The 26,321-nt window shown below is 41.1% G+C and carries 26 protein-coding genes; 11 read left to right on the top strand and 15 right to left on the bottom strand.

Annotated elements, in window-relative coordinates:
• Window positions 1-180 precede the first annotated feature (180 nt).
• On the top strand, window positions 181-2,097 hold the full coding sequence (gene dnaG, locus MIC7126_RS0117650) for a DNA primase (RefSeq protein ID WP_017654490.1): 1,917 nt from the start codon (window positions 181-183) through the stop codon (window positions 2,095-2,097).
• 5 nt (window positions 2,098-2,102) lie between these two features.
• Here dnaG and MIC7126_RS0117645 read toward each other — a convergent pair whose 3' ends face one another.
• Window positions 2,103-2,876, bottom strand: a complete 774-nt coding sequence (locus tag MIC7126_RS0117645; protein ID WP_017654489.1) for an ion transporter — start codon at window positions 2,874-2,876, stop codon at window positions 2,103-2,105.
• A 91-nt stretch (window positions 2,877-2,967) separates the two neighbouring features.
• Between MIC7126_RS0117645 and MIC7126_RS0117640 the strand changes: the two genes are divergently transcribed.
• The gene (locus MIC7126_RS0117640; protein WP_017654488.1) at window positions 2,968-3,399 is read left to right on the top strand and encodes a nucleoside deaminase; all 432 of its coding nucleotides are present in this window, start codon (window positions 2,968-2,970) and stop codon (window positions 3,397-3,399) included.
• Between the two features lie 64 nt (window positions 3,400-3,463).
• On the opposite strand, the gene MIC7126_RS0117635 is transcribed toward MIC7126_RS0117640, so the two are convergent.
• The 7 genes from MIC7126_RS0117635 to MIC7126_RS0117605 form a co-directional block, all read right to left on the bottom strand.
• A complete protein-coding gene (locus MIC7126_RS0117635; RefSeq protein WP_017654487.1) occupies window positions 3,464-4,348 on the bottom strand; it encodes a DUF4388 domain-containing protein in 885 nt (294 codons plus the stop codon).
• Between the two features lie 205 nt (window positions 4,349-4,553).
• Window positions 4,554-5,093 carry a GTP-binding protein gene (locus MIC7126_RS0117630; RefSeq protein ID WP_017654486.1) on the bottom strand — a complete coding sequence of 180 codons (540 nt, stop codon included), beginning with the start codon at window positions 5,091-5,093 and terminating at the stop codon, window positions 4,554-4,556.
• 140 nt (window positions 5,094-5,233) lie between these two features.
• Window positions 5,234-5,605 carry a roadblock/LC7 domain-containing protein gene (locus MIC7126_RS0117625; protein ID WP_017654485.1) on the bottom strand — a complete coding sequence of 124 codons (372 nt, stop codon included), beginning with the start codon at window positions 5,603-5,605 and terminating at the stop codon, window positions 5,234-5,236.
• Between the two features lie 91 nt (window positions 5,606-5,696).
• On the bottom strand, window positions 5,697-6,167 hold the full coding sequence (locus MIC7126_RS0117620) for a hypothetical protein (protein ID WP_017654484.1): 471 nt from the start codon (window positions 6,165-6,167) through the stop codon (window positions 5,697-5,699).
• 438 nt (window positions 6,168-6,605) lie between these two features.
• Window positions 6,606-7,721 (bottom strand): hypothetical protein, encoded by a 1,116-nt coding sequence (locus tag MIC7126_RS0117615; protein WP_017654483.1) that lies wholly within the window; start codon window positions 7,719-7,721, stop codon window positions 6,606-6,608.
• A 435-nt stretch (window positions 7,722-8,156) separates the two neighbouring features.
• Entirely contained in the window at window positions 8,157-8,819 is a 663-nt protein-coding gene (locus MIC7126_RS0117610) for a response regulator (protein ID WP_017654482.1), read from the bottom strand.
• Window positions 8,816-10,024: a sensor histidine kinase gene (locus MIC7126_RS0117605; protein WP_017654481.1), complete on the bottom strand. Its 1,209-nt coding sequence runs from the start codon at window positions 10,022-10,024 to the stop codon at window positions 8,816-8,818. Before MIC7126_RS0117605 ends, MIC7126_RS0117610 begins: the two co-directional genes overlap by 4 nt.
• 232 nt (window positions 10,025-10,256) lie before the next feature.
• On the opposite strand from MIC7126_RS0117605, the gene MIC7126_RS0117600 reads away from it, so the two are divergent.
• From MIC7126_RS0117600 to MIC7126_RS0117590, 3 genes are all read left to right on the top strand, one after another.
• Complete coding sequence (locus MIC7126_RS0117600; protein WP_017654480.1) at window positions 10,257-10,733, top strand: Spy/CpxP family protein refolding chaperone; 477 nt, start codon at window positions 10,257-10,259, stop codon at window positions 10,731-10,733.
• Window positions 10,734-10,992: 259 nt separating this feature from the next.
• Window positions 10,993-11,235 (top strand): regulatory protein SipA, encoded by a 243-nt coding sequence (gene sipA, locus MIC7126_RS0117595; protein ID WP_017654479.1) that lies wholly within the window; start codon window positions 10,993-10,995, stop codon window positions 11,233-11,235.
• Window positions 11,236-11,293: 58 nt separating this feature from the next.
• The gene (locus tag MIC7126_RS0117590; protein WP_017654478.1) at window positions 11,294-11,851 is read left to right on the top strand and encodes a peroxiredoxin; all 558 of its coding nucleotides are present in this window, start codon (window positions 11,294-11,296) and stop codon (window positions 11,849-11,851) included.
• On the opposite strand, the gene MIC7126_RS31330 is transcribed toward MIC7126_RS0117590, so the two are convergent.
• Complete coding sequence (locus MIC7126_RS31330) at window positions 11,848-12,105, bottom strand: hypothetical protein (RefSeq protein WP_017654477.1); 258 nt, start codon at window positions 12,103-12,105, stop codon at window positions 11,848-11,850. The genes MIC7126_RS0117590 and MIC7126_RS31330 overlap by 4 nt on opposite strands.
• A 70-nt stretch (window positions 12,106-12,175) precedes the next feature.
• On the opposite strand from MIC7126_RS31330, the gene MIC7126_RS0117580 reads away from it, so the two are divergent.
• Both MIC7126_RS0117580 and MIC7126_RS0117575 read left to right on the top strand, forming a co-directional pair.
• A complete protein-coding gene (locus MIC7126_RS0117580) occupies window positions 12,176-12,643 on the top strand; it encodes a hypothetical protein (protein ID WP_017654476.1) in 468 nt (155 codons plus the stop codon).
• A 227-nt stretch (window positions 12,644-12,870) separates the two neighbouring features.
• Window positions 12,871-14,064, top strand: a complete 1,194-nt coding sequence (locus MIC7126_RS0117575; protein WP_026100345.1) for a site-2 protease family protein — start codon at window positions 12,871-12,873, stop codon at window positions 14,062-14,064.
• Window positions 14,065-14,190: 126 nt separating this feature from the next.
• Here MIC7126_RS0117575 and MIC7126_RS0117570 read toward each other — a convergent pair whose 3' ends face one another.
• Window positions 14,191-14,886 (bottom strand): lipoate--protein ligase family protein, encoded by a 696-nt coding sequence (locus tag MIC7126_RS0117570; protein ID WP_154656001.1) that lies wholly within the window; start codon window positions 14,884-14,886, stop codon window positions 14,191-14,193.
• A 68-nt stretch (window positions 14,887-14,954) separates the two neighbouring features.
• Window positions 14,955-15,434, bottom strand: coding sequence for a YbjN domain-containing protein (locus MIC7126_RS0117565; protein WP_017654473.1), 480 nt, complete (start codon window positions 15,432-15,434; stop codon window positions 14,955-14,957).
• 209 nt (window positions 15,435-15,643) lie between these two features.
• On the opposite strand from MIC7126_RS0117565, the gene MIC7126_RS0117560 reads away from it, so the two are divergent.
• Window positions 15,644-16,705, top strand: a complete 1,062-nt coding sequence (locus MIC7126_RS0117560) for an aromatic ring-hydroxylating dioxygenase subunit alpha (RefSeq protein WP_017654472.1) — start codon at window positions 15,644-15,646, stop codon at window positions 16,703-16,705.
• A 98-nt stretch (window positions 16,706-16,803) separates the two neighbouring features.
• A complete protein-coding gene (locus tag MIC7126_RS0117555; protein WP_017654471.1) occupies window positions 16,804-17,904 on the top strand; it encodes a serine/threonine-protein kinase in 1,101 nt (366 codons plus the stop codon).
• Window positions 17,905-17,912: 8 nt separating this feature from the next.
• Here MIC7126_RS0117555 and MIC7126_RS27840 read toward each other — a convergent pair whose 3' ends face one another.
• From MIC7126_RS27840 to gndA, 3 genes are all read right to left on the bottom strand, one after another.
• Window positions 17,913-18,188 carry a hypothetical protein gene (locus MIC7126_RS27840; RefSeq protein ID WP_017654470.1) on the bottom strand — a complete coding sequence of 92 codons (276 nt, stop codon included), beginning with the start codon at window positions 18,186-18,188 and terminating at the stop codon, window positions 17,913-17,915.
• Window positions 18,189-18,219: 31 nt separating this feature from the next.
• On the bottom strand, window positions 18,220-18,825 hold the full coding sequence (locus tag MIC7126_RS0117545) for a hypothetical protein (RefSeq protein WP_017654469.1): 606 nt from the start codon (window positions 18,823-18,825) through the stop codon (window positions 18,220-18,222).
• A 145-nt stretch (window positions 18,826-18,970) separates the two neighbouring features.
• Window positions 18,971-20,401: an NADP-dependent phosphogluconate dehydrogenase gene (gene gndA, locus MIC7126_RS0117535; protein WP_017654467.1), complete on the bottom strand. Its 1,431-nt coding sequence runs from the start codon at window positions 20,399-20,401 to the stop codon at window positions 18,971-18,973.
• A 362-nt stretch (window positions 20,402-20,763) separates the two neighbouring features.
• Here gndA and MIC7126_RS0117530 point away from each other — a divergent pair, with 362 nt between their 5' ends.
• Both MIC7126_RS0117530 and ileS read left to right on the top strand, forming a co-directional pair.
• Window positions 20,764-21,465 (top strand): Ycf66 family protein, encoded by a 702-nt coding sequence (locus MIC7126_RS0117530; protein ID WP_017654466.1) that lies wholly within the window; start codon window positions 20,764-20,766, stop codon window positions 21,463-21,465.
• Window positions 21,466-21,631: 166 nt separating this feature from the next.
• Entirely contained in the window at window positions 21,632-24,547 is a 2,916-nt protein-coding gene (gene ileS, locus MIC7126_RS0117525; RefSeq protein WP_017654465.1) for an isoleucine--tRNA ligase, read from the top strand.
• Window positions 24,548-24,653: 106 nt separating this feature from the next.
• Here ileS and MIC7126_RS0117520 read toward each other — a convergent pair whose 3' ends face one another.
• A complete protein-coding gene (locus MIC7126_RS0117520; RefSeq protein ID WP_017654464.1) occupies window positions 24,654-26,060 on the bottom strand; it encodes a glycosyltransferase family 2 protein in 1,407 nt (468 codons plus the stop codon).
• Between the last annotated feature and the right edge of the window lie 261 nt (window positions 26,061-26,321).

The raw sequence follows: 26,321 nt of genomic DNA, 5'->3' as shown, positions 1-26,321 counted from the left end.
GGATGGGGAGATGGGGAGATGGGGAGACTTGTACTGAGCGAAGCCGAAGTATGGCGAAGTATGGGATTGGGGCCCTGTCTCCAAAGACGAACGTTCTTTGAGCGTTGTTTGTAAGTTCTAAATTCTCGTTCAAAACCTACTCTGTTCCCTGTTTCCTGTTCCCAATTAAAAAAAACAACGATGCAAATTCCCCGCTTACACCCAGATACGATTGAGGAAATTAGACACCGGGCTGATATTGTTGATATCGTCTCGGAATATGTAGTTTTACGCAAGCGGGGTAAGGATTTTGTCGGTTTGTGTCCTTTCCATGATGAGAAATCTCCCAGTTTTACTGTCAGCCAAACTAAGCAAATGTACCATTGCTTTGGTTGTGAAGCTGGGGGAAATGCGATTAAGTTTGTCATGGAAGTCGGGAAGCGTTCATTTGCTGATGTGGTGTTGGAGTTAGCGCGGCGTTACCAAGTCCCTATACAAACCTTGGAACCTGAACAAAGACAAGAACTCCAGCGTCAGTTGTCGTTGCGTGAGCAATTATATGAAATCCTCGCCACCACTGCTCACTTTTATCAACATGTCTTGAAACAATCCCAAGGACATAAAGCATTACAATATCTGCAAAGCGATCGCCAACTCACACCAGCCACTATCCAGCAATTTGGTTTAGGTTACGCCCCTACAGGTTGGGAGACTCTATCGCGCTATTTGGTGGACAATAAAAATTATCCCGCGTCTTTAGTTGAGCAAGCCGGATTGATTAAACCCCGCAAGGAAGGGGGCGGTTATTATGATGTCTTCCGCGATCGCTTAATGATTCCCATCCGCGATGTCCAAGGACGAGTGATTGGTTTTGGCGGTAGAACCTTGAGTGATGAGCAGCCTAAATATCTCAATTCCCCAGAAACGGAACTATTTAGTAAAGGTAAAACTTTATTTGCTCTCGATCAAGCTAAAAGTGGAATTTCTCAGTTAGATCAAGCTGTGGTGGTAGAAGGATATTTTGATGCGATCGCCCTCCATGCTGCTGGTGTGAATAATGCTGTCGCTTCTCTGGGTACTGCCCTCAGTGTAGAACAAGTAAAGTTAGTATTGCGTTACACTGAATCGAAACAATTGGTACTCAACTTTGACGCCGATCAAGCAGGGACAAACGCTACCACCAGAGCGATCGCCCAAATCGCCAACCTCGCCTACAATGGGGAAATTCAACTCAAGATACTCAACATCCCCGATGGTAAAGATGCTGATGAATACTTGCGTCAGCACACACCAGCAGATTATCAGCAACTGTTAGCCAACGCACCTTTGTGGTTAAATTGGCAAATTCAGCAAATCACCAAAGACTGCGATTTAAGGGAAGCCACAGATTTTCAGCAAGTAACGCAGCAAATAGTCAAATTGCTGAAAAATATCGCTAACAGTGACACGCGCAATTATTACATCTCCCACTGTGCAGAGATCCTCAGTTTAGGAGATACCAGATTAATCCCGCTGCGAGTAGAAAACCTCCTCACGCAAATTGCACCCAAAGCAACCTACTCCCAGCCGATAACTCAGAAAAGAAACGGTCAAAAACCTTCCCTAACTGCAGTTCCGACAAGCGATCGCGGGCTGTTGGAACGAGCAGAAGCCTTATTATTAAAGATTTATCTCCACTGTCCCCAACAACGCCAAGATATTTTAGACACCCTAGAAGCGAGAGACTTGCAATTTAGCCTTTCCCATCACCGTTTTTTATGGCAACAAATTCTGGAAATCCCAGCCACAATAGCCACAAACCTAGTTTCCCACATGCAAGATCGATACTTAGATTTTCCGGAAGAAGTAGAATTAATCTCCCATTTATTTCATCTTAGTGAAAAAAGCCAAAAAGATGATATGGTGCGTACTCCTAAAGGAATTAAAACAGCGATCGCTTGTATGGAAAGAGTATTACGAGAAAAGCGCTATCGCCACTTTTTAGAACTATGGGAACAAACTGATCCAGACACACAGCCAGAGCAATGGCAATCATATTATCAGGCTTTTTATGCAGAAAAATTGCGGCTGCAAGAATTAGAAAGAGAACGACAATTTACAATTACAGACTTAATTTAATACAGCTATAACTTAGTTCCACATCGCTTACAAAATCCCGCATCCGCATCATGAAAAGCCAATCCACAACCAGAACAAATCGTTTCCACCTGATTAACAGTTTTCACCAATCGCTTAATTAAATCCCCTACTTGCCAAGGAATTAGCGCAATCCCAGTTAAAATCATTAACACCGTTAATCCGCGACCCAATTCCGAAATCGGAGTCACATCACCAAATCCCACAGTTGTCATCGTCACAATAGAGAAATACAATGCATCCAAAAAAGTAGCGAAACCTTGAGGATTAACTGGATGTTCAACCTGATAAATCAAACCAGAATAGACAAAAATAATCGCAAATAAAGTAAATAATATCCGCACAAATATCACACCATCTTCAGTGCTGATACTACTAAATAAATTTTTTTTATCTATAAATCTAATTAACTTTAAAATCCGGAACCAGCGCAACAACCGAATAAAACTGATATCCACTGCTCCTAGAAAAAATGGCAAAATAGCCATTAAATCAATAATCGAATAAAAACTGACTAGATACTTAAGTTTATTCTCCGCACTCCACAGACGCAGAATATATTCCAGCGCAAAAATTACAAAAATCACAGTATCTATGACATTCAACTGTAAGCGAAATAACTCAGGAATCTCATAAGTTTCCGCTACAAAAATTCCTGATGACAACAGCACTAGTCCCGCAATTGTTAAATTAATTGCTCTACCTACAGGCGTTTCTAAATCTTTGAGATAAAATTCAGCTTTTTCTCTAGTCAGCAACATAATTGAGTCCAGCTAATTTTAGCGAATTCGCAGCAATAGCAATTGCAATACGATATTCTTAAACTTTACCCTGCTCAATTCCTCCGCTGGTATGCACCAAGAACATTTTATGCGCCTAGCACTGCTAGAAGCAAAAAAAGGTAACGCCCCCTATGGTGCGGTGATTGTCAAAAATAACGAAGTTGTGGCTGTAGGTCATAATACCGTCAATCAAGACAGCGATCCATCCGCCCACGCAGAAATCAACGTCATTCGCAGTTTAACAGCCAAACTAAAAAACCCCTCTTTACAAGGTTATAGTATATATACAACTGGTGAACCTTGCCCTATGTGTGCAACTGCTTGTGTTTGGGCTGGTATTTCCGAAATTATATATGCTGTTTCAATTCAAGATTTAATTGCCATTAAACAAGCGCAAATTGATATATCTTGTGAAGAAATAATCGCTAAATCTTTTAGAAATATCAAAGTAACCAAAGGAGTTTTAAAAACCGAATGTTTACAGTTATTTAAACAAATCTAAAATGGCTCAAGCTGCTGTTGATTTAATTATCTAGCTTGATGATCACAGCAGCAAAATTAGAGAGCTAACTGGCTTTAGTCTGGAGAAAACTCACTAAACTTTTCAGGAGTGAATTACTAATCGTCGGCTTCTTGCTAACAGAATCAGTCACTGATGATGGTGTGTTTATACTCTGAGAATCTTCCATAGTAATTTGGGGAAGAGTAGCCGTCATCATCATAGTTTCCTCAGCTAAACCGACAATAATCAATCTAAAGGCAATTTGTTGTACAATCTCTACAGACAGTTTAAGGTGGCGACCAATATCTTGTAAAGACATATTACCGTTGACAAACTCCCACACTTGCCACTCTTGAGCGTTCAACTGTATTTGAGGCTTTTTCACAAGTAAACTTGATAACGCCGAACTTGGTTTTGGTAGTTTATTTGCAAAAATTTTCCAGTCTTTCATATTTCGCAAACCCATAAGTATGAGTTCAGTTCCTGACATACTCAAACCTGTCATTTCTGATAAAGGTAAGAGTAAAGTTGAGACAGGATCAAACTTAAACACGCCATTTTTAACTTGAAATAATGTACAAATTGGACGCAATACTTGACTATTAAATAACATTTTTAAGTGTTCAGATTGCAGCATTCCCTGAGATTTTAAGAATAAACCTAATGGAGTAATAATAGAACCAGAGGAAGTTTGTACAACCCTAGAAATGACACGTTCGCTAATCCATCCCCGTTGAACAATCAGTGATGTTAAGCCTTTTTGATCTAAGCGGTCAGACGCAGCGATTATACGACCTTGATGCAACCAGACATAATATGTTTGTTTTTTATTATCTTGAGATTCTGCTGAAACAAACTCAATGTAAAGTACTCCTGTTTTTTTTCCTTGATCTAAAAACTGAAGTAGTTCTGGCAAAGAAAAATCTGCAAAATTACCAGTAATAGCCATAACTTCCTGATTTAATTTCTATAAATTACAATGAACTTTATATGCGGAAATTGACCTAATATCTACTTAGATTATCTCTTTTGATATAGTGTCAGAATTATAATAATTATTGTAAAGTGCGTTGTGTAAAATTGTGTAAAACCCGGATAGAATTCATACTAATTATTTGTAAAAATAATTTAAAATTAAGTATTAATACCGTATATTAAACTACACAGGTTGCCATTAAATGTTCTACTAGATAAATCACCGCCTGAGCTACAGATTCTTTTTTTGTGGGATTCACTTTCAGGATTGGAGGTCGCTTATTTTCATCCACATATCCCAAGGCGACAAACACATCTTCTTCACTCCAAGCTTCTGGATCATCGGTATGAGTGAGACCAATAATCATGGGAATATTAGCCCTTTGGTTCATAAAGCTTAAAATTTGTCGCGCTTGACGGAATTCTTGAGGTCGATGGGCTGCTACCAGTAATATATAAGCGTGAGCTTTGCGAATTAAAATATCCCACATAAAATCGAAGCGAGACTGTCCCGGTGTACCGTAGAGATGCAGCGCCATCTCAGGGTCAAATTGCAGCCGACCAAAGTCAAAACCAACAGTAGTACTGTTCTTTAAATGTGCGGTTTCATCAGTTGGGCGCACATCTGTATCTACTACTTCAATTTCGCTAACGGAACGAATAAAAGTAGTTTTACCGGCACCTACTGTTCCTGTCACAACCAAACACATATATTCCATATTTTTTCTTAGTTATCAACAACTACAATGTGTTTGCCAATCTTTTATTGTTTGTTTAAAAGTTCCCGTGAGGAGCAAATATTTATTAGGGAACTTTTAAAAAAGTTATTTTTGAAATTGAATTGCCATAAAATTAGCAATTACATCAAAATTAGTTTGAGTTCGGCGAGAAGGCGTTTAATTTCTAGCATTAATACTCCCTGTTTAGCTGTCTCACTAGCTAAAACCAGCAATATAGCATCTTCACCGCTACCAGTTAGAATTCCAAAACCTTTTTTTCCCTCAACGAAGATGCGTTCAATAGTCCCTCTAGCTAACTCCAAACAAATACGTTCCCCCAAAGAAAGTATCGCCGCAGACATTGCTGATACCCGTTCTTCATCCATCCCGTTAGGTAAGCTGGTTGCTAAAGGTAGACCATCAGCAGTCACAAGTGCTACACCTTGAATATCGTTAGTGTCTGTCACAAATGTTTGCAAGATAAAGCCAAGCTTTTCTGTATTGATTGCCATTTCAATTTTCTAATGTTTTAATTCAACAGCATGGTAATTAGGGATTTCAGATTATCCCCAATCATTAATTTGTATTTGATGAATGCGGGCCTTATTCTAAAACAGTAAATTCAAATACGTCATGAGTCCCGCCCCGCAGAACAGATTCGGTATGTTCTCCTTTCATGCGTTTATTAAAAATTTGTTCTATAGCTCCCCAAATCGCACCCATTGTAAAAGTACATTTACGGGTTGAATCAGGTGGTTCATCCGCAGAACAGACAGTTTCGGAAGTATAGACTTTGATCACGCTATCTTCATTGACAATTTTTTCAATAATGCATAACCTTGTACCTTCTTTACCCAAAGCTAACCCTAATTTATAGGCTATATCTTCTAAAGAAAGTGATGTTTTTATTAAACCCAATTCCTCAGCTAATTTTTTACCCCTGAGCCGACCTGCTGAAATCATAGCGATGGCTGCAGCTTTCTCTCCTAGGGCTTCTTCCATTCCGACGATCGCAGCTTTAAAGCAGGCTATACTATTAAAATCGCCTAGTTCTTTCCGCAGTACATTTGGCATAATTTGTCCGCTTTTTCGCAAATTTTACATGTGCAACAAACTGGAATTCACATCAATTCAATTATTTAAAACTGTAGATGCAATAATTCACAGATTGTTTTCACTCATCTGATTGATTCAATTATGGTGATAAAAATATTGATATTAAACCGAATAATCACTAATTTAGTTTATTATTTCTTTATATTACTGTCAGTAAATATTCGTAAGTAATATTTTAAAGATTTTAGTAATTTACATATTGTTAAAAATACTATTTTTTGTAGTATTTCATGTTAAGTAAATTAGAGACTTTGCAACGAAACGTCTCTACAACCAAAAGATATGTTACTCATCAAAAATATAATCATCAATTAGTCTTAGCTATCAAAAGCTGGATGCAGAAAATTATTTTCTGCATCCAGCTTTGAAAACATAATATTTCCTAGAAATAATTTCCTATAATCCTAGTTCAGTAAATACTTCTGGGGAAAATATTTGCCACAATACCTGAAAATATGGCATGAGTGTATCAGCTTGTTGAGACGTTAGGCGAGTTTGGATTTCCTTTCTCAGGAAATACAGCATTTGGCGTATTAATTCCCAATGTACTTTTAATTTGGGATAGAGCATGACACACAAAGGAAATAACTCTTGTTGAATGGCGGTGATATTTCCTTCTAAAGCAGATACCCACAGGTATACTTGAAACATTTCTACATCCCGAATTGTAGAAATTTTCACCATTGGAGAACTCAAAGCACCAGACATTGATTGATAATGAGGATAAGTTTCGATAATCCTTTGGCAAATATTTTGAGCAATTTGTGTACTGGCTGGTAATAGCTGATGAATTGCGGTTAGAACTGGAGAATGATAACTATGTTGAGCAGCTGCTTTATACGCACGTTGCAACGGCATATAAAGATGATCGTCTATAACTTTAAAGTATGCACTAATTAGCGATCGCTCTATTGGTTCAAGTAATTCTATGAGCATTTGGCTAGTATAATGAAACTGCATACTCACAAATCCAATAACTCTGGCATCAACACTTGTATATTTGTTTCTGATTGCGCCGATCTCTTTGCCAATTACTGTAGTCAACTGGCTAGGAATTACCTGTGCATCATTATAAAATTGTAGAGCTTGTTCATCAACTGAATTACCTAATTCAGCTAGTTTTATAGCTTCAAAAATGAGTGGCGATACTGCTTGTTGTGTATAAATATCTAAAGTTTTTTGGTAAATTTTAAAGGAATCTGCAGCAATTTCCCAGGGATTAATGATGTCATGATCCATACCATGCTTTTTGATTTCTGCTGATAGCAGCGCTTCCGTTTTATGCCAAGATTTAGCACTGACGCTCCGTAAAGATTCCATAATTTTTTGAGCCGTTTTTTGACGCCCCTGTGGGGACGCAACCTGGAACAAATTCATATTATTAGAAATTGTCTCATTACCCTGCTCAATTTGAAGATTTTGTACATACTTTTTAGCCCATTGCTGTGCTAAAGATTCGACGTTATTGTGATTATTTGTAGTAGTAACTAGGTTTAAGTTGTGGCTTAACATCTTTTTTAAAATATTATTTATGACTTAACAAAAACTTTCAATATAGCTATATTTACTGTATTCAATGGATTGTAAATTAATCAGGAATATTGTCGATTGACACAGCAACAAGCACCGATGACAGTAACATCAGTTTGATATTTGTTGAATTAATTACTTTGCGTAACGTTGTATTTTAATTTGTTTAGCACTGTATAAGGCTAAGAATTCACTTGTTAGTTCGTAGTCAAAGCTTTAGTCCTCTTTCTATTGAGTACTTAAACGTTTACTAAAAGCTCATTGAAATTAAGGACACACTACAGTTGAAAAATTTAACTCTGCTTAACCTGATTATGCCGAGGTGAATATTGATTTCAAACAGCATAATCACGAGTATATTTTGTATGTTTAAACTATATATGACAGTATTATTACTTAAGATATGGAATTGAGTTTTTAAATATCCCGCTCCAAGTAGGATAAAAACGTATTTGCAAATATAGCTGCTTGAGTGCGAGCGCGCAGATTTAACCGGTTCAAAATATTTGTAACATGATTTTTCACTGTCCCTTCAGAAATATACAATTTTTGAGCAATTTCTCGGTTACTAGCACCTGTCGCAATCAGTCGTAAAACTTCTTTCTCTCTGGGAGTCAGTTCAGCTAAACTCGGTGGAGTGGGTGGTGATTGTGTTAATCCTGCAGTGGAGAATTGAGTTAAAAGTTTTTTGACTATTCCTGGGCCTAATTGAGTATATCCTTTATAAACAGCGCGGATAGCAACAGCTAATTCCTCTGAAGGTGTATCTTTAAGCAAGTATCCCATGGCGCCATTTTTGAGAGCAGCGGTGACATATTCTTCATCATCAAAAGTCGTTAAGACTAAAACTTTAATCCCTGTAAATCGCCTGTGAATTTCTTGGGTAGCTGCAACACCATCCATAATTGGCATTCTAATATCCATTAATACTACATGAGGTCGCAATTGCTCTGATAATTTAATTGCGCTTTCGCCATTTTCGGCCTCTCCTACTATTTCTAAATCTGGTTCTAGCTCTAATAATGCTCTTAATCCTTGGCGAATTAAACTTTGGTCATCTACTAGTAACACTTTAATCATACTTTAAATTTACCTAGGGGAATATTAACTGTGATTTGACAACCGTAACCAAGGGTGCTATTGATATCAAATTTACCTCCCAATGCTAAAGTGCGATCGCGCATACTTTGCAATCCAAAACCTGTAGTATTTTGTCTTAAATCAAAGCCTCTGCCATTATCATAAATTCTCAATAATAAACTATTAATATTTGTGGTTAATTCTAATTTAACTTCGCTCGCATTGGCATATTTAGAAATATTAGTCAAAGATTCTTGGATAATCCGATAGACGGCGGTACTCACCTCAATTTGGAGAGGATAATCAAGATGAATTTGACAAATTGGCACAATATTAGTCGAGCGATGGAAGTCTTCAGCCAGTACACTAATTGCTTGTTCTAAAGATTGAGCTTGTAGGGGGTGAGAGCGCATAGTAGAAACAGATTGTCGCACATCTTGTAATGCTTTAGAACCTAATTCCTTGGCTCTAGCTAAAAAAGTTATTGCTCTATTGGGGTTAGATTGCGAAAGTTTTAAAGCCGTTTCTAACTGCAGATTTAAAGCTGTGAGAGAATGTCCCAAAGAATCATGAATTTCTCGAGCAATGCGGTTGCGTTCTTCTAGGGTTGCTTGGTTTTCAATTTTCAGGGCATATTGACGGAGTTTTTCATTAGCGATCGCTAATTCTTCTCTACTTTGTCGCTCAGATAAAACTGCATTCATCAACAACAAAACAAAAACCAAAGTTAAGGCAAATAATAATGCTAAACTCAGCGTAAAAAAACCAAAGCGTTCCTGTGCTTGAGGCGGTAACGGATATTTAGGAAATCGATGTCTGAGTGTAATTAAAAATAAAACAAATGATATAATAGTTACTGCTAATCGTCCATAAAACTTAAAAATTAAACAGCTACGAGTGACTAAAATTAAATAAAGAAAAGGAAATAATCTAGCAGTCCTACCACCAAAAAAACCAGTAATTAAAATTAAGAATACCTCACTTGCCGTATAAATCAACTTATTTGATCTATTACTTGTAGGTAAACTCAACCCCATTAATCCAAATATAATTAAACTACAAATCGTTAATTCTGGAAATCTGGGAGAGAATTTAGGCGAAGTATAGGGCAATATTGCTGTCAAAGCCGCCAGTGCTAACAATATCCACTCTAAATAAAGCAAAAACCGAAAAGGGTGATTATCAATTCTGATGGGACGGTTCATAAAATTTGCGAACAGAAAAACCTGAATTGCTTATAGTTGAAAATCTTTTGTCGTCGGATATTCCAATATTTTATAGATTATCTGTAATTGCTCTAAAATTGCTAGTCGCTTTGATAAAAAATTAAGTATGACTTTAGTCATGGGTAGATTCATGACTTTCTCCCCATGTGACTTCTGGATCTAAACTCTTATGATGGTGGCATCCAAATAGAAAAAAACCACAAAGTACACAATGAAACTCAAAGTATTATCAATCGCTGCTGGCGCACTTGCTCTGACCTTAACTGCAACTCCTTTCATAGCCCAAGCACAACCAGCTTCACCTGCAAATCAACCGGGTGTAGAAGCTCCTAAGAAAGAGCGGGGCCCGTGGAAAAATCTCAATCTCACCGAAGACCAAAAAAACCAACTTAAAACAATTCGCACCAATACTCGCAGCCGAATTGAAGCACTTCTCACCCCAGAACAAAAGCAAAAATTACAAGAAGCGAAAGCAAATCGGAGTCGGGGTCAACGTCCCCAAGGTGAACGTTCACAGGGCGGGCCTTTTGCTTTTCTGAACTTATCAGAAACTCAAAAAACCCAAATTAAACAAATTATGGAATCTTCCAAGCAAGAAATGGAAGCAGTGCTGACACCTGAACAACGCCAAAAACTGCAGGAGTTCAAAAATAACGCTCGTGCCCGTCGTCAACCAGCTACTCGTTAAAGATATCATTTTCTTTTAAAAAGTCTTAATCAATGGTCAACAAACAATGGTTAATAGTTAACGGTCAGTGGTCGATGGTTAATAGCCAATGGTCAATCGTCAATGGCCAGTGGTCGAGAGAGTTCTTAACAATTACCCCTCTTCCTTTCGCTCCTGCTCCCCCGGCTTTACCAATGCAGAGATAGAAAATTTCAATACCCCCTAGCAAAAGTTAGGAGTTTTGAGTTATGAGTTAATTCAAAACTTCTAGCTTTTTCTTATGTCTAAAGAATTCCCCATTGGTAGCAAAGTCCGTGTTGTGGCACTACCACCATACATTAAAACTGCTGACCCCATGCCCATGCTCCGCCCCCCAGATGTGCTGCAAATCGGGGAAGAAGGAATTGTCATTGACCGTCGTCCTGGTGGTTATTGGGGTATTCGCTTCACTAAGGGGGCTTTTCTTTTGGATAGTCAGTATATCGACAGCACGGAAATTTCACCGGAACCTCAGTCTGAATGAAAACATTGACCACGAAGAATTGTAAACTTATGTTAATTTATGATTCTGGTCTACAACCATGATTTCCCGGCGCACTTTTTTCACCACTTTTTTTGCAAGCTGTTTAGCTTTGGTCAGTTGGCTGCACTTTGCTCCTGTTGCTCACGCTCTTGGTGGTAAACTTCCGGCTATTAATCAACCTGCACCAGAGTTTACATTACCGACAAATACAGGTAACGGCAAAATCTCTCTGTCTGACTTACGGGGTAAATGGGTAGTTCTCTATTTTTATCCCAAGGATTTCACCTCTGGTTGTACCATTGAGGCGCGGCGTTTTCAGCAAGATTTGCCTAAATATTTAGAAAAAAATACCCAAATTATCGGTATTAGTGCTGATGACGTCGATTCTCATGCCGAGTTTTGTGATTCAGAGGGGCTAAAATTTCCTTTGTTAGCTGACACTAACGGTGCTGTGAGTAAAGCTTACGGTTCATGGATTGGTTTTTTATCCATGCGTCACAGCTTTATCATCGATCCTCAAGGAATTTTGCGCGAGACTTTTGTCAAAGTCAACCCATCTATCCACAGTACAGAAGTATTGGCACGATTGGAGAAGTTGCAGTCAGCGGCTTCTTAAAAAATGGGTGAGTTGGATTGAGGTATGAAAAACTCCATCCCGCAAGTGGGGTGGAGTTTTTGGTGATGGGGTGATGGGGTGGTGGGATGATGGGGAGGTGGGATGATGGGGAGGTGGGGTGATGGGGAGGTGGGGTGATGGGGAGGTGGGGTGATGGGGAGGTGGGGTGATGGGGAGGTGGGGTGATGGGGAACAGATTGATAATTGCCATGCCAAATTCTCAAGGTTCTAGACCCGTCAACGTCGCTTTGCATAATTAGTTTGCGTTGCCAAGAGCAATTCGCTAGGCTATTGGTATCTTGGTTTTTCTGAGGCGTGCTGTGTATGGATTTTGAAGGCAAAGTCACGGACTCGACTACCACTAGTCGTCAACCATTAGTGTTGTTGCGAGATACTGAAGCGGCTTTACGCCGTGCTACGGTGACAGCATTAGTGCCGATTTTGCCTGCAAAACTGAGCAAACGAGTAGAAGCAACTTCTGTTTTAGCAGAAAACTCTTTAAATGAACTGGCAGAAATCTCCCTAGAACAGGTTAGTGATTTGGATTTGCGACCTGCAAGAATTCAGGTAGGTTTAAGCTGCGTTGGTTTCGGGGCGTTGATGATTGTCGTGTTGTTGCTTTATTTGAACACGTTGCATCCCGAACTGAGTCCCATGGCGCAAATTCGCCAATATTGGTATCAATATGTTTGGTTTGTCAACTTGGGTGTAACTGGGTTGTTTCTCCTGGGACGAGAAGCGATGCGCCCCCTCCCAAAGCGAGCGAAACTAAATAGAGATAAAGTTTTATAATTATTGATTGCGAAAAATTTAGCTCAATTGTTCTGCCAATATTTAGCTATTTATATTTAGTGATTAAATAGTAGCCTGATTGTTTATTGTAGAAGTTAGAGAAATGCTCCATCTCAAGAGTCAATTCTTGGCAGAGCTAATGGGTTAATATGCTTGTGTATAAAAAATTATTGTCAATTTTGCTGTCTTGACGGCTGGAAATATCTAGTTTTGGGACAATGTTAGTTATGCAAACAAATTGGAAAATAGGGTCTTTATTCGGAATTCCCCTATTTTTAGATCCTTTGTGGTTTGTGATTTTAGGGCTGGCTACGCTGAATTTTGGTGTAACTTATCAGCAATGGGGAAATGAAATTGCTTGGAGTGCAGGGTTAGTGATGGCCTTGCTATTATTCGCTTCAGTATTGTTACATGAATTGGGTCATAGTTTAGTAGCGCGATCGCAAGGTATTAGGGTTAATTCCATCACCCTATTTTTATTTGGCGGGGTAGCGGCCATTGAAGAGGAATCTAAAACTCCAGGTAAAGCATTTCAAGTAGCGATCGCTGGCCCTCTAGTTAGTATCGCCTTATTTGTGCTCCTCCGTCTAGGGGCTAATTTACTTCCTGATAGTAGTGTGTATAGTCTGATGGTAGGGGATTTAGCGAGAATTAACTTGGTGGTGGCGCTATTTAACCTGATTCCCGGCTTACCTCTAGATGGGGGACAAGTCCTCAAAGCGGCATTATGGCAAGTCACAGGTAATCGCTTTCAAGCTGTACACTGGGCAGCAAAGGCGGGGCAAATTTTGGGTTATGGTGCGATCGCTCTGGGTTTTGCTGTAGACTTCATTACTAAAGAGTTAGTGTTGGGTGTGTGGATTGCGCTATTGGGTTGGTTCGCAATTCGCAATGCTAGTAGCTACGACCGTGTGACGACTCTGCAAGAAACCTTGCTGAAAGTCTTAGCTGCTGATACCATGACCCGTGATTTTCGTGTAGTCGATGCTAACCAAACCCTGCGTGATTTTGCTGACTCATACCTGTTAGAAACCACTCCCCAGGTTTATTTTGCCGCCTCTGATGGACGTTATCGCGGTAAAGTTGCTATTGAAGATTTGCGGTTAGTGGAAAGAAGTGAATGGGACAGCCAAACTCTGCAAAGTATTGTGCATCCATTAACAGAAATTCCCACGGTTACAGAATCAACTTCCCTCGCTGCGGTGATTAACAAGTTGGAAAATGAACAGTTACCTTTTATAACTGTGCTTTCTCCTGCGGGTGCGGTTGCTGGTGTGATTGATAGGGGGGATATTGTGCGGACTTTAGCACAAAAGTTAAATTTACGAATTAGCGATGGGGAAATTAAGCGAATTAAGGAAGATGGTGGTTATCCAGATGGGTTACAGTTGGCGATAATTGCTAAGTCAGCTATCAGTTAGATTTGCAACCACCGATGAATGGAGATAGTTTATCGGTGGTTGTATGATGAACATGATCTGTTTTTTTAACGCAGAGGAGCGCAAAGTAGGCGCAAAGGGGCGCGGAGGTTTTTTGGATATCTTTGGCTATGGGGTTAAGGATTGAGGGAAGGAGAGTTGAGGTTGTGTTAGTATTTGCTTCCATTCGCTCTGAGAAAGAGGTTGGATAAGTGTTTGCATGTGGAAACAATTTTGAGCAGCGGCTATCAAGGCTGCAATAATCTTTTCAGTATGTATATCTTTAGGTAGTTGCAGGTCTGTAAAATTTTCTATGCCAAATACCTGAGTGAATAATTCTGCATCAGGCTGTAAGCGCATAGAACCGTGTTGCAAAATTACGCCCCCTTTTCGCATTTGGGCGCTACCGATGAGTTTAGCACCATTGGGCAAGATTAAATCTGCGCTGGTGGCGGTGCCGAAACAGTTGGGGTTGTGGATGTAGCCTCGTCCCTCTATACCATATTGCAATTCTACGCCGAGCGATCGCCAACCTTGAATCAAAAATTCACAAATTTTCTGATAAGCTTGCAGGCGGCTACCAGTGAAGCCAGATGTTACCACAGCATAAGTTAAATCGCCTTGGTGTAAGACAGCTCTACCACCTGTGGGACGCCGCACTACATCTAGTTTCTCACCTTGCCAAGTCAGATTTTGCCAAAATTCCGGGTATTGACGTTGATGATAGCCGAGAGAAATAGCCGGTGGCGACCATATATAAAACCGCAGAGTTGGCGGATGTTGTCCAGACTGGTGCTGTGTCAGCAACCAGTTGTCAATCGCCATTTGCACGTTACCAGGTGCTGTTAACAATGGAATTAGTCGCCAAACCGGAAAATTACTAGTTTCAGAAATCAAGCTGCACCAAATTCAGATTGTAAGGCTTCATCGTTGTTATCTGCGATCGTGGCGACAATGGTAATTAAGCGAGAAACTTCACCAGGAGACAACTCTGCTAAAGTCCGCGTCGAAATTACAACCACTTGGTTATCGATGATACCAAATCTGGCTTCAAAGGTGCTAGAGCAGTTTAACTCCAACAGATAACGCAGTAATTTAGGTTCATTTTTGACGGGTAACTTCAGCACCACAGACCAAACGGTGATGGTATCCTCATCACTAGTGCCGGTAAGTTGCACGAAAACTTCCACGCTTCCGTACTTAAACTTCCACAGATAAGCACCTGCTGGAGTGTGGCTCACCATTGCACTATCATCTTGTTCGAGACTGTCGATGACGTTCTCAATTACTTCTACGTGATTCATACCTGTAGTCTCTGCGATTAACTCGTTGACGACTTCATCGTTAGTTAAGGCTTCTTGGTAGTTTGTCATACAGATTTTTGTTTCAAAATACTCGCAGTTTTATCTACACATACTTTATAACTTGTAGGCAAGATTAGTTTTAGCTCCCAGGGTGATAGGCTTGAGGGAATTGGGCATTGGTTATTTTCCTATCTCCCCATCTCGGCGTCTACGTGGGAAAATTAAATGTCTGACAATTTAGCACTCCCCAGTTTAACGCCCAAAAGGATGTGAAATCTATGACTTCGATTTCCCAAGCTGTGCAGAGTCGTGATGTGCGTCAGTTGGGCATTAACCCCAATCATTGGTATGTGGTTGCACGTAGTGGTGAGGTGACGAATAAACCTTTAAGTGTGATAATCTGGCAGCAAGCGATCGCACTCTACAGAGATAGTACAGGAAAAGTTCACGCTTTAGAAGACCGCTGCCCCCACCGCCAAGTTAAACTCAGTCATGGACAGGTGATGGGTGATCAATTGGCATGTGCTTATCATGGTTGGCGCTTCAATTCGGCTGGAGAATGTGCCGCAGTTCCTTCTTTAGCAGCAAATCAGAAATTACCAACTTGTCAAATTCGTCGCTACCCAGTTAAAGAACAAGACGGTTTTATTTGGTTATTTCCTGGAGATGAAACACCAACTGTAGAACTTATGGGTTTACCAGAATGGAATCATCTAAATTATATTGCTTCAGTTGCTGTGATTAATTGCCAAGCGCATTATTCTTATTTAATCGAAAATTTGATGGATATGTATCATGGACATTTACATCAAGATTTACAAGCTTGGGCAGCAGCCTCACTACAATCTATAGATGAAGATGAAGAGCATGTACATGCTCATTATACAGCCCAAAGTTATTATAAAATAGACAAAATTTGGTCAATATCTCAATTATTTTTCCCAGCTTTGCGGCGATTACATCCTGAACCTTTGGATGTGAGTTATATTTACCCTCATTGGGCTGCAAAATTAGGCAATGATTTTCAGATTTACTGTTTATTGTGTCCGGTGAATGAGACACAAACCAAAGCTTATTTAATTCATTTCACTTCATTAAATGCTTTTGATAAATTACACAAATTACCTGTGTGGTTCCGTCGATTTATCAAAAATAATTTATTTAACGCCGCCAAAAAATTGCTTGATGGATTAGTTCTGCAAGATGTACAAATGATTGAAGAAGAACAACAAGCATATCTACAAAATCCAGAGCGGCGCAATTATGAATTAAATCGAGCGTTGGCGAGTGTGCAAAGATTGATGAAGAGTCAGGTAGAGGGGATAGTGCCTACTAAATAAGAAGGTACAACAGTCTGCGGCTGGATATTTGGCGAAGATTAACACCCTTTAGCCTAACACAGGGCACAATAAAAATATATGAAAGCGATCGCCTTGCCATGAGCTACTGTCTTAATACCCGCTGTTCCAAGCCGGAAAATTCTCATGATGGCAAATTTTGCCTCAGTTGTGGTTCCAAGTTACTGCTAAAAGAGCGTTACCGTGCTGTCAAACCCATAGGACAAGGTGGTTTCGGTAGGACTTTTTTAGCTGTGGATGAAGATAAACCTTCCAAACCGCGCTGTGTAATTAAACAATTCTATCCCCAAGCCCAAGGCACTAACACCGTGCAAAAAGCGGTAGAGTTATTTAATCTAGAAGCAGTCCAGTTAGATGAATTGGGTAAACATCCCCAAATTCCCGAATTACTGGCATATTTCACCCAAGATGACAGACAGTATCTCGTACAAGAATTTATTGATGGGCAAAATTTAGCCCAGGAATTGGTACAAAAGGGCGCTTTCAATGAAACCCAAATCCGACAATTATTGCACGATTTATTATCTGTACTGCAATTTTGTCACGCTAAACAAGTGATTCACCGCGATATTAAACCAGAAAATATTATTTTGCGTAGTCAAGATAACAAGCTAGTATTAGTAGATTTTGGTGCTTCTAAATCTGTTAGTAGTGAAGCCATAAATCAAACTGGTACAAGTATCGGTAGTCCCGAATATGTCGCCCCAGAACAAATGAGAGGAAGGGCAATTTTTGCCAGCGATATTTATAGTTTGGGAGCTACTTGTATTCGGTTATTAACAGAGCGATCGCCTTTTGATTCTTATGATATTAATAACGATACTTGGATTTGGCAACAATATCTGAAAACTCCAGTCAGTCATCAGTTAAGCCAAATCCTCAACAAAATGCTAGAAAGCATTCCCATGCGGCGTTATCAAACAGCGGATGCAGTCCTCAAAGATTTAAATCAAAACGCACCGATAGCCACCAAACCAGTTACGCCCACCACACCTGCAGTTGTCGCCAAAACCCCCAGTCAAATAGATTTAGAACTAGAAGAAATGAAAACCCAATTTATGGTTGGTGGTAAACCGCAAAAACCAATTACCCCAACCCCAAACACTCAACCTTCTAGTAACAACCCCATAGATAAAGAATTAGAAGAATTAAAAGCGAAATATTTAGGTAAGGGTGAATAGACTTCTGCTTACACAGACACATTTCTTCTTTTTGTCATCACTGTAGCAGCATCCGCTTTCACGTTTGAGTGTTTCGCGCACCCGGAAGCAGCTTCTGCTTTCACGTTTGAGTGTTTCGCGCACCCAGAAGCAGCTTCTGCTTTCACGTTTGAGTGTTTCGCGCACCCAGAAGCAGCTTCCGCTTTCACGTTTAAGTGTTTCGCGCACCCAGAAGCAGCTTCTGCGTTCCCGGAAGTGCGATCGCCATCTCCCGTAGCTTGGCTCCACTGCGTGTAACCCAACAAATACCATCAGCGAAACAGAAAATATTTTCTACTAGTTAGTAAAAGATATCATGTACACTAATATTCCCAGAATAAAATCAACAGGAGGAAGAGGATAATCTGTGAAATCAATTGTCACAGTTTGCTCAATTAATTGCAGAAACCGCCAAGCAGTACCATTCGTGACACTACCATAAATAGTAGAAATAGGTTGATGATTAATTTCATTAAATTTCTGAGCAGCAATCATTTCTGCTATACACTGACCAATACCCAGATTCAAATCTGCCTTTTTCGCCTCAATAATTACCACAGCCGGGGCTTCAATTTCTAATTGTTCAGCAGAACGACTGAGAAGAAAATCACAGACTCCACTCAATCCAGCAGCAGGATCTACAGTAAAATCAGCACCAGAAAATAAACTAATTTGTCTGTTTAAAATCTTGCGTACTTCCAGTAAAACAGGACTAATAATTAATTCCGAACGTGCTTTTTCACTGCCTGTAGCTATAGCTAAGGGTAAGCTTTCTGCTAAATATGCATCTAGAGTAGCACTAGGTGCGATCGCTTTAATTTCTGGTAGAAATTTTTCACCTTCAACAATAGTTATACCAAAGTTTTGTTTGATTTTTCTGATAGTAAAGTCACTGTAAGGCATAAATAATTCTTGTCTTATAATATCCCTTTATTTTCGCATTCTTCTCTGCGCCTTTGGCGGTATGCGTGAGCCAAAAAAAGTGACCCTGAAACTCAGAGCCACTCCAAACTTTCATCAAATGTCAATAAAGTGGAGGCGTCAAAGCTTACTTTTCAGATTCAGCAATGGGTACCCACTCAGTGTGGAAGCTTCCGGGCTTATCTGTGCGGAGGTAGGTATGAGCACCGAAGTAATCGCGTTGTGCTTGAGTGAGATTTTGGGGCAAGCGATCGCGACGATAGCTGTCAAAATAATCTAAGGAGGCGCTAAACGCTGGAACTGGAATCCCCAGTTTCGCAGCTGTCATAATCACTTCCCGCCAAGCTGTTTGTCTATCGAGAATAGTCTGCTTGAATTCGGGAGCTAACAGCAAGTTAGGTAATGCTGGATTTTCATTAAAAGCCTTCTTAATCTTATTCAAGAAGCCAGCACGAATAATACAGCCACCCTTCCAAATCCGCGCCATTTCGCTCAGATTTAAATTCCAGTTATATGTTTTGGAAGCTGTAGACAACAGCGCCATCCCTTGAGCATAAGAACAGATTTTGGAACAATAAAGAGCATCCCGCACCTTATTGACAAAATCCTTAACTTCCCCATCATACTTACCACTGGGGCCTGTCAGGACTTTCGATGCTGCTACCCGTTCGTCTTTAATAGAAGAAATAATCCGCGCATTTACCGCAGCTGTAATTGTGGGAATAGAAACCCCCAATTCCAAAGCAGTCTGCACAGTCCAGCGTCCAGTTCCCTTTTGACCAGCGGCGTCAACAATCAAATCCACCAAAGGTAAATTTGTTTCTGGGTCAATGTATGGGAAAATATTAGCTGTAATCTCAATCAAAAATGAATTGAGTTCGTCGGTAGTGTTCCATTCTGTGAACACTTCATGTAGCTGATTATGGTCGAGTCCAGCGGCATTTTTCAGTAAATCGTAGGCTTCAGCAATCAGCTGCATATCGCCATACTCAATACCGTTGTGTACCATTTTCACATAGTGACCAGAACCACCGGGGCCAATGTAAGTTACACAAGGGCCATCATCAACTTGGGCAGCAATTTTATTGAAAATTGGTGATAGGTACTCGTAAGAGCTTGTCGTACCTCCAGGCATTAAAGAAGGGCCATTCAACGCCCCTTCTTCACCACCACTAACACCCATACCCAAATAACGCAATCCAGCAGGTTCTAATTCTTGAGTGCGTCTTTCGGTATCTTCAAACCAAGAGTTACCACCGTCGATAATGATATCACCTTCATCCAGCAAAGGTCTGAGTTGAGCAATCACCGCATCAACTGGCTTACCAGCTTGTACCATCACTAGGATTTTGCGGGGACGTTCCAACGCAGCCACAAATTCTTCCAGGGTAAAGGCGGCTTTGACGTTTCTTCCTGGCGCACGCTCCGCCATAAAGGCATCAGTCTTTTCACGGGAGCGATTGTAAACTGCAATTGGGAAGCCATTGCGTTCCACATTTAGGGCAATATTCTCGCCCATAACGGCTAAACCAATCACACCAAAGCTTTGTAGGGTCATAACTATGTTTTGGCTAACTCTTGCAGATCCTTTCATCTTTAGGGTAGTCCGAGATTTTCGCTTCTCTTCTAAAGAAGACATTAAGAGTTGGTCTCCAGAGCCAAAATTCACAACTAACACAGATAATTAGTTTTAATTTGTATCTAAATCAACAATTGAGTGGCAAAATTTGCAAAATTGTTAGTTAAGGGATTAGGGACTAGTACAAAAAGGCTGAAGTATGAAGTCTAAAGTATGAAATCAAAAAACCCGTATAATCAGCTTTCCAGCGATTTAGAATGGGTGGTTTATTGACGCCGTACTGAATTTGATTAAATTCTTCACCCCTAATCCTTAACCCCTAGTTAAAGGAGTAACGAAACATGCTGGCATATATCCTAGCTTTGGCAGTGGGTATTGGTAGTTTAGCTATTTATCTAGCAGCTTTCTTTTTTCCAGAAATCCACCGCAAGAATGACTTTATTTGGAGTGGTATAGGACTATTTTATGCTTTAGTTATATGGGTATTTGCACCACGGATTACTGGTGGTCTTTTGCTAGGTCACATAGCTAGTGTGGCTCTTTTATGGTGGTTTGGCTGGCAAACTTTGTCATTACGTCGTCAGTTAACACCGCAAGCACAACAAACTCAAGTACCTAGCCCTGAGTTAGTCAAATTTACCATCCAAGAACAAGCATCCAAGTTTTCGCTACAGCGCAGTTTAGGACAGTTATCAGCAGCAATTGGTGGTACTTTTAATGGTGTGAAAAATCGGGTACAACAAACCACAACCCAGAAAAAACCCCCGACCCCCAAACCAGAAGATATCACCGCTGTCTTAGCAGAGCAAGCTGCAGTAGAGATAATTGACAACACTACTTCCACACCTGAAGCCAAAACCGAGACTTTACCAGAAGCTATTCCCCCCAACCCCCCATCGCCTGAATTAGTGGAAGCAGCGCAAGCGGATACAGAAACAGAAAAAACACCGATTCCTGTAGAGGAAGTAGCGCCCGATGCAGTACTTGCTCCCCCAGCAGAGACACCACCAGAAGCAACCCCACCAAATAATCAAGCTAGTTAAATTCTGATAAACCCGACGTTAACTTAAGCGAATGTTGGGTTTTACTCAACTTACTTTATCGATCTTCATCGGTGCGTTAGCAACGCCGGATAAAATAGCTAATTTTGGTCTTCATGCCATCTTCTATAATTGATCAAATCAGACACCTAATTTTAGGCATGAGACTGTGACAGAAACTGGAAGCTACAAAGATACTGTAAATTTACCTAAGACTAATTTCGATATGCGGGCGAACGCCCTCAAGCGTGAACCCGAAATTCAAAAGTTTTGGGAAGACAATAAAATTTACGATCGCCTTTCTCAAAATAACCCCGGCGAATTATTTATACTACATGATGGGCCTCCCTACGCCAATGGCTCTCTGCATAGTGGTCATGCTTTAGGTAAAATTCTTAAAGATATTATTAATCGCTACCAACTTCTACGAGGGCGGAAAATTCGCTACGTCCCTGGTTGGGACTGTCACGGCTTGCCAATTGAGCTAAAAGTTCTGCAAAATATGAAATCAGCAGAACGGCAAAACTTGACACCTCTACAACTGCGACAAAAAGCTAAACAATTTGCCCTCGCAGCCGTAGAAGACCAAAGCAAAAGCTGTAAACGCTTTGGTATGTGGGGTGATTTTGCACATCCTTACTTGACATTACAGCCAGAATATGAAGCAGCGCAAATCGGCGTATTCGGGCAAATGTTCTTAAAAGGATACATCTATCGCGGTTTAAAACCTGTTCACTGGAGTCCCAGTTCTAAAACCGCCTTAGCAGAAGCAGAATTAGAATATCCAGAAGGTCACACTTCCCGCAGTATCTACGCGGCTTTTCCCGTCACAAGTTTGTCGGAAACTGCAAAACCAACTTTGGGTGAATATCTCCCCGATTTGGGTGTCGCTATCTGGACAACCACACCTTGGACAATCCCCGGTAACTTAGCTGTAGCAGTCAACGCCGACTTGAACTATGCAGTGGTGGAAGTGTCACGCAAAGACGAGGAGACGCAAAATAACCTTAGCGCCTTTGCGACTTTGCGCGAAACAAATCTTAAATATCTCATCGTAGCGGCTGATTTAGTAGAACGCTTATCTTCCACCTTGGATGTAGATTTAACAGTAAAAGCCACATTCAAAGGGCAAGATTTAGAACATACAACTTACCGTCATCCTTTATTCAACCGAGAAAGTCCAGTGCTTGTGGGTGGTGATTATATTACCACTGAGTCGGGTACAGGCTTGGTGCACACTGCCCCTGGTCATGGTCAAGAAGACTACATCGTCGGTCAACGCTACGGCTTACCCATCCTCGCGCCAGTGGATGACAACGGTAACTTTACTGCAGAGGCGGGTGAGTTTGCTTCTTTGAATGTGTTGGGTGATGGAAATCAAGCGGTAATTGATGCGCTGACTAAGGCTGGTTCTTTGTTGAAAGAAGAGGCGTATGCTCATAAATACCCTTATGATTGGCGGACGAAAAAGCCGACAATTTTCCGCGCCACTGAACAGTGGTTCGCTTCCGTGGAGGGATTTCGGGATGCAGCTTTAAAGGCGATCGCTACTGTAAAATGGATTCCAGCCCAAGGAGAAAATCGCATCACTCCTATGGTTGCAGACCGTTCTGATTGGTGTATCTCCCGTCAGCGCAGTTGGGGTGTCCCTATTCCCGTGTTCTACGATGAGGAAACTGGGGAAGTTTTGCTGAATGAAGCAACTATCAACCACATCCAAGCAATTTTTGCAGAAATTGGTTCTGATGCTTGGTGGGAACTTTCAGTAGCAGAGTTATTACCAGAACCATATCGCAGTGATGGTCGGTCTTACCGCAGAGGTACAGACACAATGGATGTGTGGTTTGATTCTGGTTCGTCTTGGGCGGCTGTAACTGAACAGCGTCCAGAATTACATTATCCAGCTGATTTGTATTTGGAAGGTTCCGACCAACATCGCGGTTGGTTTCAGTCAAGTTTACTGACTAGTGTAGCAGTTAACGGCATCGCCCCTTACAAAACTGTCTTGACTCACGGCTTTGTTTTGGATGAACAAGGGCGGAAGATGAGCAAGTCTGAGGGGAATGTGGTTGACCCGCATACAATTATTGACGGCGGGAAAAATCAAAAAGAAGAACCGCCTTATGGTGCTGATGTCCTTAGATTGTGGGTATCATCGGTAGATTATTCCTCTGATATGCGGATTGGGAAAAACATCATCAAGCAACTTAATGATGTGAGGGGAAAAATTCGCAATACAGCGCGGTTCTTGTTGGGTAGCTTGCATGACTTTGACCCCGAAAAAGATAAAGTAGCTTTCGAGGATTTACCGCAGTTGGATAAATACATGCTCCACCGCATCGTTGAGGTGTTTGAGGAAGTCACGCAAGCCTTTGACAGTTTCCAATTCTTCCGCTTTTTCCAAACTGTACAGAATTTCTGCGTGGTGGATTTATCCAACTTTTATTTGGATGCTGCCAAAGATAGACTGTATATCAGCGCCCCGAATGCTTTTCGCCGTCGCAGTTGTCAGACAGTCTTGCAGATGGCGCTACAAAATTTAGCCACAGCGATCGCACCTGTTTTATGTCACACTGCAGAAGATATCTGGCAATATCTGCCTTATAAAACACCCCATAAATCAGTGTTTGAGGCTGGTTGGGTGCAATTAGAACCACGTTGGCAAAATCCCGAACTAGCACAATTTTGGCAACAAATCCGGCAAATCCGGACTGAGGTGAATAAGGTATTAGAACAAGCTAGGGTAGAAAAGATGATTGGTTCTTCTTTAGAAGCAAAAGTCTTGCTCTATATAAAAGACGAGCAGCTACGTGCTTCAGTAAAAACACTAAATCCCAGTGTAGGTAACGGTATCGATGAACTCCGATACTTATTCCTCACTTCCCAAGTAGAAGTATTAGATACACCCGATGCATTGCTAGGGTCGAAATACAACTTGCAATCAGATACCTGGGGAATTGGGGTAGTGAATGCACAAGGAGAAAAATGCGATCGCTGTTGGAACTACTCGATTCATGTGGGAGAATCAGCAGAGCATCCCTTAATCTGTGAAAGGTGCGTTGCAGCTTTAGCCGGAGAGTTTTAGATCTGGGCGTTGCTGAATTTTCGGCGTTGCGGGATGAATGAAAATTTTCAACCAAGACTAAAGGTCGATTCTTGACACCTAATCTGCGATAATATTCAGCAACGCCTTAGTCCTCTGTTCCTGTGTGTACAGTTTTTACCCATTTTAAGCGCTTGGGCTGTATCGACATGCGGGCGGTGGTGCTACTCATGACTATCAGCCAGTGAAACATATAAATAGTGCCGCGCCAAGTTTGCACTAGGAAGCGAAAATAGGTGGAAATTGACAATTGCTGATTTTGATTAATCTGCTTTAAACCTGCAAACATCCCCAACACGGAAATAGCAACTGATAGAGTGGTGATGGGGCTAAGAATGGGTAGCCGATGCTTGATCATAGCCATTAGTAAATCTGGTGCTGCTGCTGTTGGTAGAATATACATAATCAGCAAAAATATCAGCAAATCCCAGCTTTTCTGAGTCCCCATGCGGTTTTTGAGAATTAAATCCCAGTAATCTAAATATCGCTGATACCCGCCTTCTGCCCAGCGGTTGCGTTGGTGCCAAAGAGCAATTGCTTTCGTCACACCTTCTTCTTGGACTGCTGGGTAGAACATGCACTCAATATCCCATTTGTCAAGATGTAAGCGGATAGTTAAATCTAAATCATCAGTGATTGTTTCCTCATTCCAACCACCGCAACTTGCCAAAGCTTGACGCCGGACTAACTGACCATTACCGCGCAGTTCACCAATTCCACCAATGGCAATGCGTTGTTGCTGTAAATAGGTGTCAACAGCCATCTCCGCCATTTGTCCCTGAGTCCAAAAATTTTCGGTAGCGTTGGCGATCGCTTTTCGCATCTGTACCGCCCCCACCTGCTCTTTTTGGAACACAGGTACTACCCGTTGTAAAAAGTCTGGTTCCACCTGAGCATCCGCATCAAACACAGCGATGATTTCCCCTTTGGTCAGCGGTAACACCTGATTTAGTGCCCCCGACTTCCCACCCGTAGCTTGCTCTGAACGCCGCAAAACCTTGAGTTGGTGATTTTCCTGAGCTAATTGTGCTAGTAATTCTGGTGTGCGATCGCTACTATTGTCATCCACCACCCACACTTCATACTGCTCATCTGGATATGACAAACTGCAAAGATTCTTGACTAATCTCCCGATTACTGCTTCTTCGTTTTTCGCTGCGACCAGCACCGACACAAAAGGTACACTTCCCTCGATCACTTGAGGATAACGGCGGGGTTTAGCAGATAAAAACCTCAGAGCATGAATGCCTAAAATAGCCGTTAAGCCCAGCACGAACATCGCCCCCCAAGAAACCAAATGTAGAGCGATCGTGCCCATCCAGACCAGCACCAAAACCAGCGCCGCCTTGGGTCTGCGTCCTTGAAACCGGGATGGGAGAAACCCAACTTCCGGGTCTATCTCCGACTCCTCAGTTGCTGAGAGGTCAGACAACAGAGAACTAAGAGAATCAAGCTCATTACTAGGATCGTTTTCGGGCCAGGAATTCGCTGGCATAGGTTACTTAAAAGGGGAATGGGGCAAGTGGCATCATTGGAGATTTAGCAGCAGATAGTCGTTAAAAAACATCGCAATAATCACATAAACTTCCCTGTAACGGAAATTGTCCATGTTATTGCTCCTAGCTTCCACAAAAGCCAATGCAGCCTCATTGTACCCGACATTCTGTCACTTCTTAGCAGTAACTTTTTACTCCGCTTCCCCATCACCCCAATCCCCATATCAATATCGACATATTTTTCGGGAAAACTATCGATA

Source organism: Fortiea contorta PCC 7126, from assembly GCF_000332295.1.
In the GTDB taxonomy this organism is placed as follows: Bacteria; Cyanobacteriota; Cyanobacteriia; order Cyanobacteriales; family Nostocaceae; genus Fortiea; species Fortiea contorta.
This window is presented reverse-complemented; position numbering and strand designations above follow the sequence as displayed.

Excerpts from the sequence above, each read along its gene's own strand:
- dnaG (WP_017654490.1), top strand. The coding sequence starts at position 181 with ATGCAAATTCCCCGCTTACACCCAGATACGATTGAGGAAATTAGACAC.
- MIC7126_RS0117645 (WP_017654489.1), bottom strand. The coding sequence starts at position 2,876 with ATGTTGCTGACTAGAGAAAAAGCTGAATTTTATCTCAAAGATTTAGAA.
- MIC7126_RS0117640 (WP_017654488.1), top strand. The coding sequence starts at position 2,968 with ATGCACCAAGAACATTTTATGCGCCTAGCACTGCTAGAAGCAAAAAAA.
- MIC7126_RS0117635 (WP_017654487.1), bottom strand. The coding sequence starts at position 4,348 with ATGGCTATTACTGGTAATTTTGCAGATTTTTCTTTGCCAGAACTACTT.
- MIC7126_RS0117630 (WP_017654486.1), bottom strand. The coding sequence starts at position 5,093 with ATGGAATATATGTGTTTGGTTGTGACAGGAACAGTAGGTGCCGGTAAA.
- MIC7126_RS0117625 (WP_017654485.1), bottom strand. The coding sequence starts at position 5,605 with ATGGCAATCAATACAGAAAAGCTTGGCTTTATCTTGCAAACATTTGTG.
- MIC7126_RS0117620 (WP_017654484.1), bottom strand. The coding sequence starts at position 6,167 with ATGCCAAATGTACTGCGGAAAGAACTAGGCGATTTTAATAGTATAGCC.
- MIC7126_RS0117615 (WP_017654483.1), bottom strand. The coding sequence starts at position 7,721 with ATGTTAAGCCACAACTTAAACCTAGTTACTACTACAAATAATCACAAT.
- MIC7126_RS0117610 (WP_017654482.1), bottom strand. The coding sequence starts at position 8,819 with ATGATTAAAGTGTTACTAGTAGATGACCAAAGTTTAATTCGCCAAGGA.
- MIC7126_RS0117605 (WP_017654481.1), bottom strand. The coding sequence starts at position 10,024 with ATGAACCGTCCCATCAGAATTGATAATCACCCTTTTCGGTTTTTGCTT.
- MIC7126_RS0117600 (WP_017654480.1), top strand. The coding sequence starts at position 10,257 with ATGAAACTCAAAGTATTATCAATCGCTGCTGGCGCACTTGCTCTGACC.
- sipA (WP_017654479.1), top strand. The coding sequence starts at position 10,993 with ATGTCTAAAGAATTCCCCATTGGTAGCAAAGTCCGTGTTGTGGCACTA.
- MIC7126_RS0117590 (WP_017654478.1), top strand. The coding sequence starts at position 11,294 with ATGATTTCCCGGCGCACTTTTTTCACCACTTTTTTTGCAAGCTGTTTA.
- MIC7126_RS31330 (WP_017654477.1), bottom strand. The coding sequence starts at position 12,105 with ATGCAAAGCGACGTTGACGGGTCTAGAACCTTGAGAATTTGGCATGGC.
- MIC7126_RS0117580 (WP_017654476.1), top strand. The coding sequence starts at position 12,176 with ATGGATTTTGAAGGCAAAGTCACGGACTCGACTACCACTAGTCGTCAA.
- MIC7126_RS0117575 (WP_026100345.1), top strand. The coding sequence starts at position 12,871 with ATGCAAACAAATTGGAAAATAGGGTCTTTATTCGGAATTCCCCTATTT.
- MIC7126_RS0117570 (WP_154656001.1), bottom strand. The coding sequence starts at position 14,886 with ATGGCGATTGACAACTGGTTGCTGACACAGCACCAGTCTGGACAACAT.
- MIC7126_RS0117565 (WP_017654473.1), bottom strand. The coding sequence starts at position 15,434 with ATGACAAACTACCAAGAAGCCTTAACTAACGATGAAGTCGTCAACGAG.
- MIC7126_RS0117560 (WP_017654472.1), top strand. The coding sequence starts at position 15,644 with ATGACTTCGATTTCCCAAGCTGTGCAGAGTCGTGATGTGCGTCAGTTG.
- MIC7126_RS0117555 (WP_017654471.1), top strand. The coding sequence starts at position 16,804 with ATGAGCTACTGTCTTAATACCCGCTGTTCCAAGCCGGAAAATTCTCAT.
- MIC7126_RS0117545 (WP_017654469.1), bottom strand. The coding sequence starts at position 18,825 with ATGCCTTACAGTGACTTTACTATCAGAAAAATCAAACAAAACTTTGGT.
- gndA (WP_017654467.1), bottom strand. The coding sequence starts at position 20,401 with ATGACCCTACAAAGCTTTGGTGTGATTGGTTTAGCCGTTATGGGCGAG.
- MIC7126_RS0117530 (WP_017654466.1), top strand. The coding sequence starts at position 20,764 with ATGCTGGCATATATCCTAGCTTTGGCAGTGGGTATTGGTAGTTTAGCT.
- MIC7126_RS0117520 (WP_017654464.1), bottom strand. The coding sequence starts at position 26,060 with ATGCCAGCGAATTCCTGGCCCGAAAACGATCCTAGTAATGAGCTTGAT.